We start from the raw sequence: 7,988 nt of genomic DNA on the forward strand, positions 1-7,988 counted from the left end.
GCGCCATCGGCGGCTGGCTGTCTGACAAGCACGGCGCGCACCAGGTGACCTGGTGGGTGATGTGGGTGAGCTGGATCTGCCTGTTCCTGCTGAGCTACCCGCAGACCGACTTCACCATCCAGACCGTCAACGGACCCCAGACCTTCCACATAGGCCTGAACGTCTACAGCTTCACCGCCATCATGGCCGTGCTCGGCGTGGCCTGGGCCTTCGGCAAGGCCAGCGTCTTCAAGTACATCAGCGATGACTACCCCGGCAACATCGGAACCATCTCCGGCATCGTCGGCCTGGCCGGTGGCATGGGGGGCTTCGTGCTGCCGATCATGTTCGGCTACCTGCTGGACCTGACCGGCGTGCGCTCCAGCGCTTTCATGCTGCTGTACGGCGTGGTCTGGGTCTCGCTGATCTGGATGTACTTCACCGAGGTGCGCACCCGCGATGTCATCCGCGGCGAAGCGAACCCTTCGTCGGGCGCCCGCGCCTGATCCCCAACGACCTCCTCACCGGAGTCCCTCATGAACACCACCACACACACGGGCGCAGCGCGTCCGGGTCAGACGCTGACCGTCTGGACGCCTGAAGACAAGTCCTTCTGGGAGTCACAAGGCCAGGCCATTGCCAAGCTCAACCTCTGGATCTCGGTGCCCGCGCTGTTCCTGGCCTTCGCGGTCTGGCAGCTGTGGAGCGTCGTCGCGGTCAACCTGCCGCAGATGGGTTTCAAATATTCGACCAACCAGCTCTTCTGGCTGGCGGCCGCGCCGGCGCTTTCGGGCGCCACGCTGCGCATCTTCTACTCCTTCATGGTGCCGGTGTTCGGCGGGCGGCGCTGGACGGCCATCTCCACCGCTTCGTTGCTGATCCCGGCCATCGGCATCGGCTACGCGGTACAGGACCCGACCACGCCCTACCCCACCATGCTGACGCTGGCGCTGCTGTGCGGCCTGGGCGGCGGCAACTTCTCGTCGTCGATGTCCAACATCAGCTTCTTCTTCCCGAAGGAGCGCAAGGGCTCGGCCCTGGGCGTGAATGCCGGCCTGGGCAACCTGGGCGTGTCGGTGGTGCAGTTCCTCAGCCCCATCATCATCTCGGTGGGCGTGTTCGGTATCTTCGGTGGTGAGTCGCAGCACATCGTCAACAAGGCCGGCCAGCAGGTCGAGGTGTGGGCCCAGAACGCGGCTTTCATCTGGGTGCCCTGGATCATCCTGACCGCCGTGGTGTCGTGGTTCTTCATGAACGACATCGCCGACGCCAAGGCCTCGTTCGCCGCGCAAGCCGCCATCTTCCGCAACAAGCACAACTGGCTGATGTGCGTGCTCTACCTGGGCACCTTCGGCTCCTTCATCGGCTACGCCGCGGGCTTTCCGCTGCTGATCAAGTCGCAGTTCAAGGACGTCAACCCACTGGCCTATGCCTGGATTGGCCCCCTGGTCGGTGCGCTGATCCGCCCGGTGGGTGGCTGGCTGGCCGACAAGCTCGGCGGCGCACGGGTCACGTTCTGGAACTTCGTCGTCATGGCCGCGGCCGTGGTGGGCGTGCTGTGCTTCCTGCCCAAGACCACGGGCAGCGCCTGGGCCCTGCCCTTCGGCCCGCACGAGGGCAGCTTCGCGGGCTTCTTCCTGATGTTCCTGGTTTTGTTTTTGACCACGGGCATCGGCAACGGATCGACCTTCCGCATGATCCCGGTGATCTTCCTGAACCTCAAGACGCAGCGCGTGCCGCGCAACGACGAGGTCGCCCAGGCGCACGCCATCAAGGAGGCCAACACCGAGGCCGCTGCGGTGCTGGGCTTCACCGCGGCCTTCGCGGCCTACGGTGGCTTCTTCATCCCCAAGAGCTATGGCTCGGCGATTGCCGCCACCAGCGGCCCCGAAGCGGCCCTGCTGATCTTCATTTCCTTTTATGTGCTGTGCATCGGCCTGACCTGGTGGTACTACGCCCGCCGCGATGCCGAGCAGCCCTGCTGATCCCCGCCTCATTCGACCAATCCCACCACGGAGTCAAACAACATGAGCCACTTCCTGGACCGACTGACCTTCTTCGCTCAGGCGAAGGAAGGCTTCTCCGACGGCCACGGCGTCACCACGGGCGAAGACCGCACCTGGGAAGACGCCTACCGCAGCCGCTGGCAGCACGACAAGATCGTGCGCTCCACCCACGGCACGAACTGCACGGGCTCCTGCTCGTGGAAGATCTACGTCAAGGGCGGCATCGTCACCTGGGAGACCCAGCAGACGGACTACCCGCGCACCCGCCCTGACCTGCCCAACCACGAGCCCCGCGGCTGCGCCCGCGGCGCCTCATACAGCTGGTACCTCTACAGCGCCAACCGCGTCAAGCACCCCATGGTGCGCGGCGAGCTGCTCAAGCAATGGCGCGCCGCGCGCGGCGTGGCCAAGTCGCCCGTGGACGCCTGGGCCGCCCTGATGGCCAGCGACGACATCCGCCGCAGCTGGCAAAAGCAGCGCGGCCTCGGCGGCTTCGTGCGCACCACCTGGGACGAGGTCAACGAGATCATCGCCTCGGCCAACGTGTACACCATCAAGCAGCACGGCCCCGATCGCATCATCGGCTTCTCGCCCATCCCGGCGATGTCGATGGTGTCGTACGCCGCTGGCAGCCGCTACCTCAGCCTGATCGGTGGCGTGTGCATGTCGTTCTACGACTGGTACTGCGACCTGCCGCCGGCCAGCCCGCAGATCTGGGGCGAGCAGACCGACGTGCCCGAATCGGCCGACTGGTACAACTCGAACTTCATCATCGCCTGGGGCTCGAACGTGCCCCAGACCCGCACGCCGGACGCCCACTTCTTCACCGAGGTGCGCTACAAGGGCGCCAAGACGGTCGCCGTCACGCCCGACTACGCCGAGATCTCCAAGCTCGCCGACATCTGGATGCACCCCAAGCAGGGCACCGATGCGGCCGTGGCCATGGCCATGGGCCACACGATCCTGCGCGAGTTCTACGTCGACCAGCGCAGCGCCTACTTCGACGACTACGCCCGCCGCTACACCGACCTGCCCATGCTGGTGATGCTGCAAGAGCAGGACACGCCGCTGGGCAAGGCCCTGGTGCCGCAACGCTACCTGCGCGCCAGCGACCTGAGCGACAGCGTTCCCCAAGGCAGCAACGCCGAGTGGAAGACCCTGGCCTATGACGGCGAAGGCCGCATCGTGGTGCCGCAAGGCTCCATCGGCTTCCGCTGGGGTGCCGACGGCCGCCCCGACCAGGGCAAGTGGAACCTCGAAACCAAGGAAGCCGGCGAAGGCCGCGAGGTCAAGCTCAAGCTCTCAACGCTGGAAGACGAGCAACACGCCGAGACCCGCCAGTCCGACACGCAGGTCGTGGCCTTCCCCTACTTCGGCGGCATCGACTCGCCGGGCTTCAACTCGAACAAGCAAGGCGAAGTGCTGCTGCGCCACGTGCCCATGCAGCGCGTCACCGTGCAGGACAAGGGCCAGGCCCGCGAGGTCTGGGTGGCCACGGTCTATGACCTGCAGCTGGCCAGCTACGGCGTGTTCCGCAACCTGACCGACGCCCACGGCGTGCTGGTGGACAACGGCGCGCGCACCCTCGACGACAACGTCGCCTACACCCCGGCCTGGCAAGAGCAGATCACCGGTGTGCCGCGCGACCAGGTCATCACCGTGGCCCGCCAGTTCGCCGACAACGCCGACAAGACCAAAGGCAAGTCCATGGTCATCATCGGCGCGGCCATGAACCACTGGTACCACTGCGACATGAACTACCGCGGCATCATCAACATGCTGATGATGTGCGGCTGCATCGGCCAAAGCGGTGGCGGCTGGGCGCACTACGTGGGCCAGGAAAAGCTGCGCCCGCAGACCGGCTGGACGGCCCTGGCCTTCGCGCTCGACTGGTCGCGCCCGCCGCGCCAGCAGAACTCCACCAGCTTCTTCTACGCCCACACCGACCAGTGGCGCTACGAGAAGCTGGGCGTGGACGAGATCCTCTCGCCGCTGGCCGACAAGTCGAAGTTCGGCGGCAGCATGATCGACTACAACGTGCGCGCCGAACGCATGGGCTGGCTGCCCTCGGCGCCCCAGTTGCAAACCAACCCGCTGAAAGTGGTGCGCGACGCCGCCGCCAAGGGCCTGGACCCGAAGGATCACGTGGTGGCCTCGCTCAAGGACGGCTCGCTCAAGCTGTCCTGCACCGACCCCGATCACCCCGACAACTGGCCGCGCAACCTCTTCGTGTGGCGCTCGAACCTGCTGGGCTCATCCGGCAAGGGCCACGAGTACTTCCTCAAGCACCTGCTGGGCACCACCCACGGCGTGCAGGGCAAGGACCTGGGTCATGACGACGCCAAGCCCGAAGAAGTGGTCTGGCACGACAAGGCGCCCGAAGGCAAGCTCGACCTGCTGGTCACGCTCGACTTCCGCATGAGCACCACCTGCCTGTACTCGGACATCGTGCTGCCGACCGCCACCTGGTACGAGAAGAACGACCTCAACACCAGCGACATGCACCCCTTCATCCACCCGCTGTCCACGGCGGTGGACCCGGCCTGGGAAGCGCGCTCCGACTGGGACATCTACAAGGGCTTCGCCAAGAAGTTCAGCGAGGTCTGCGTCGGCCACCTGGGCGTCGAGAAGGAAGTCGTGATGACGCCTCTGATGCACGACACCCCTGCCGAGATGGCGCAACCCTTCGGCGTTCAAGACTGGAAGAAGGGCGAGATCGACCTCATCCCCGGCAAGAGCGCGCCACAGATCACCGTGGTCGAGCGCGACTACCCCAACACCTTCAAGCGCTTCACCTCGCTGGGCCCGCTGATGAACAAGGTGGGCAACGGCGGCAAGGGCATCAGCTGGAACACCCAGGACGAGGTCCAGCAACTGGCCGAGCTCAATGGCACCGTGCGCGACGAAGGCGTCTCGCAGGGCATGCCGAAGATCGAGACCGACATCGACGCCGCCGAAGTGGTGATGATGCTGGCGCCCGAAACCAACGGCCACGTCGCCGTCAAGGCCTGGGACGCGCTGTCCAAGCAGACCGGCCGCGAGCACGCCCACCTGGCGCTGCACCGCGAAGACGAGAAGATCCGCTTTCGCGACATCCAGGCGCAGCCGCGCAAGATCATCTCCTCGCCGACCTGGTCGGGGCTGGAGAGCGAGAAGGTCTCGTACAACGCCGGCTACACCAACGTGCACGAGCTGATCCCATGGCGCACCCTCACCGGCCGCCAGCAGTTCTACCAGGACCACCCCTGGATGCAGGCCTTCGGCGAAGGCTTCGTGAGCTATCGCCCGCCGGTGGACTTGAAGACACTCGACGACATCGCCGGCCGCAAGCCCAACGGCCACAAGGAGATCGCGCTCAACTTCATCACCCCGCACCAGAAGTGGGGCATCCACTCCACCTACACCGACAACCTGATGATGCTCACGCTCAACCGCGGTGGGCCCGTCATCTGGCTCAGTGAAGACGACGCGAAGAAAGCCGGCATCGTCGACAACGACTGGGTGGAGCTGTTCAACACCAACGGCGCCATCGCGGCCCGCGCGGTGGTGAGCCAGCGCGTCAACCCGGGCATGGTGATGATGTACCACGCCCAGGAAAAGATCATCAACACGCCGGGCTCGGAGATCACCGGCACCCGGGGCGGCATCCACAACTCGGTCACGCGCGTGGTGCTCAAGCCCACCCACATGATCGGTGGCTACGCCCAGTTGAGCTACGGCTTCAACTACTACGGGACCATCGGCACCAACCGCGACGAGTTCGTGCTGGTGCGCAAGATGAACAAGGTCGACTGGCTGGATGGCGAAGCCACCACTGCCGCCACCCACGCCTGACGACCCAAGGAGCACACAACATGAAAGTCCGCGCACAGATCGGCATGGTCCTCAACCTGGACAAGTGCATCGGCTGCCACACCTGCTCGGTGACCTGCAAGAACGTCTGGACCAACCGCCCCGGCGTCGAGTACGCCTGGTTCAACAACGTCGAGACCAAGCCCGGCATCGGCTACCCCAAGGAATGGGAGAACCAGGAGAAGTGGAAAGGCGGCTGGATCCGCAAGAGCGACGGCTCGATCCAGCCCCGCCAGGGCGGCAAGCTCAGCCTGCTCATGAAGATCTTCGCCAACCCCAACCTGCCGCAGATCGACGACTACTACGAGCCCTTCACCTTCGACTACGACCACCTGCAGTCGGCCCCGAAGACCAAAGCCGCACCCACCGCCCGCCCGCGCAGCCTGATCACCGGCAAGCGCATGGAGAAGATCGAGTGGGGCCCGAACTGGGAAGAGATCCTGGGCGGCGAGTTCAGCAAGCGCAGCAAGGACGCGAACTTCGAGGATGTGCAAAAGGACATCTACGGCCAGTTCGAGAACACCTTCATGATGTACCTGCCGCGCCTGTGCGAGCACTGCCTGAACCCGGCGTGCGTGGCGTCGTGCCCCTCGGGCTCGATCTACAAGCGCGAGGAAGACGGCATCGTGCTGATCGACCAGGACAAGTGCCGTGGCTGGCGCATGTGCGTCTCGGGCTGCCCCTACAAGAAGATCTACTACAACTGGCAAAGCGGCAAGGCCGAGAAGTGCATCTTCTGCTACCCCCGCATCGAGGCCGGCCAGCCCACGGTGTGCTCGGAGACCTGCGTGGGCCGCATCCGCTACCTGGGTGTGCTGCTATATGACGCCGACCGCATCGAGCAAGCCGCCAGCACCGAGCACGACCGCGACCTCTATCAAGCCCAGCTCGACATCTTCCTGGACCCGCACGACCCCAAGGTGATCGAGCAGGCCCGCGCCGATGGCGTGCCCGAGGCCTGGCTGACCGCCGCCCGCAACAGCCCCGTCTACAAGATGGCCGTGGACTGGAAGGTGGCCCTGCCCCTGCACCCCGAGTACCGCACGCTGCCCATGGTCTGGTACGTGCCGCCGCTGTCACCCATCCAGGCCGCGGCCAACGCCGGCCACGTCGGCACCAACGGCGAGATCCCGGACGTCAACCAGCTGCGCATCCCGCTGAAGTACCTGGCCAACCTGATGACGGCCGGCGACGTGGCACCGGTGTCGCGCGCGCTGGAACGCATGCTGGCCATGCGCGCCTACATGCGCGGCAAGCACGTCGATGGCGCGGCCAACGTCAAGGCCATCGAGCAGGTGGGCCTCACGCCCGCGCTGGTCGAAGACATGTACCACATCATGGGCATCGCCAACTACGAGGACCGCTTCGTCATCCCCACCGCGCACCGCGAGTACGCCGAAGACGCGTTCGATCTGCGTGGCGGCTGCGGCTTCTCGTTCGGCAACGGCTGCTCCGACGGGCAGACCGAGACCAGCCTGTTCGGCGCCAAGAAGAAGCGCACCATCCCCATCAAGTCGGAGATCTGAACATGAGCAGCCTGTTGAACCAACTCAAGAGCCTGCACAGCTCCGCCAGTTCCCCGACGCCGGCGCGCAGCCTGCGGGGCCTGGCCCGGCTGCTGGCCTACCCCGATGCCGAACTGCGGGCCCACCTGGGCGACCTGCTGGACGCCTTGCACGATGAACAACGCCTGAGCGAGGCCCGGCTTGCCGGGCTGGAGAAGCTGGTGTCGCAACTCGCGGCGCGCGATGGCTACGAGGTCGAATCCGACTACGTCGAACTCTTCGACCGCGGGCGCGCCACCTCGCTGCACCTGTTCGAGCACGTGCACGGCGACTCGCGCGATCGAGGCCAGGCCATGGTTGACCTCGTGCAAACCTACGAGCAGGCCGGCCTGCGCCTGAACCCCGACAACGGCGGCGAGCTGCCCGACTACCTGCCGCTGGTCATGGAGTTCGCCTCCACGCTCGAGGCCAGCGCGGCGCAGGGCTTCACGGGCGAGTTCGCCCACATCCTCAACGCCTTGTACGCGGCGCTGCTCAAGCGGCGCAGCCTGTACGCGCACGTCCCGGCCGCCCTGCTGGAGCTGATGGGTCACACCATCGAGCCCACCGAGGTGCCCGAAGACGAGGCGCTCGATGACGCCTGGGC

The 7,988-nt window shown here is 65.7% G+C and carries 5 protein-coding genes; all 5 read left to right on the plus strand.

The genetic code is table 11. The annotated features are described in order from the left end of the window. Positions 1–485, plus strand: a 485-nt coding sequence (locus B2W70_RS16385) for an MFS transporter (protein WP_414631084.1), incomplete at its 5' end; no start/stop codon positions are given. Positions 486–515: 30 nt separating this feature from the next. Next, complete coding sequence (locus tag B2W70_RS16390) at positions 516–1,964, plus strand: NarK family nitrate/nitrite MFS transporter (protein WP_286747284.1); 1,449 nt, start codon at positions 516–518, stop codon at positions 1,962–1,964. 42 nt (positions 1,965–2,006) lie between these two features. Continuing rightward, positions 2,007–5,819, plus strand: a complete 3,813-nt coding sequence (locus B2W70_RS16395) for a nitrate reductase subunit alpha (RefSeq protein ID WP_286747285.1) — start codon at positions 2,007–2,009, stop codon at positions 5,817–5,819. A 20-nt stretch (positions 5,820–5,839) separates the two neighbouring features. Beyond that, the gene (gene narH, locus B2W70_RS16400; RefSeq protein WP_286747287.1) at positions 5,840–7,363 is read left to right on the plus strand and encodes a nitrate reductase subunit beta; all 1,524 of its coding nucleotides are present in this window, start codon (positions 5,840–5,842) and stop codon (positions 7,361–7,363) included. Positions 7,364–7,365: 2 nt separating this feature from the next. Continuing rightward, the coding region (narJ, locus tag B2W70_RS16405; protein ID WP_286747288.1) for a nitrate reductase molybdenum cofactor assembly chaperone at positions 7,366–7,988 on the plus strand (623 nt) is incomplete at its 3' end.

It is taken from the genome of Aquabacterium sp. UBA2148 (genome assembly GCF_002328915.1).
Classification (GTDB): domain Bacteria; phylum Pseudomonadota; class Gammaproteobacteria; order Burkholderiales; family Burkholderiaceae_C; genus Aquabacterium; species Aquabacterium parvum.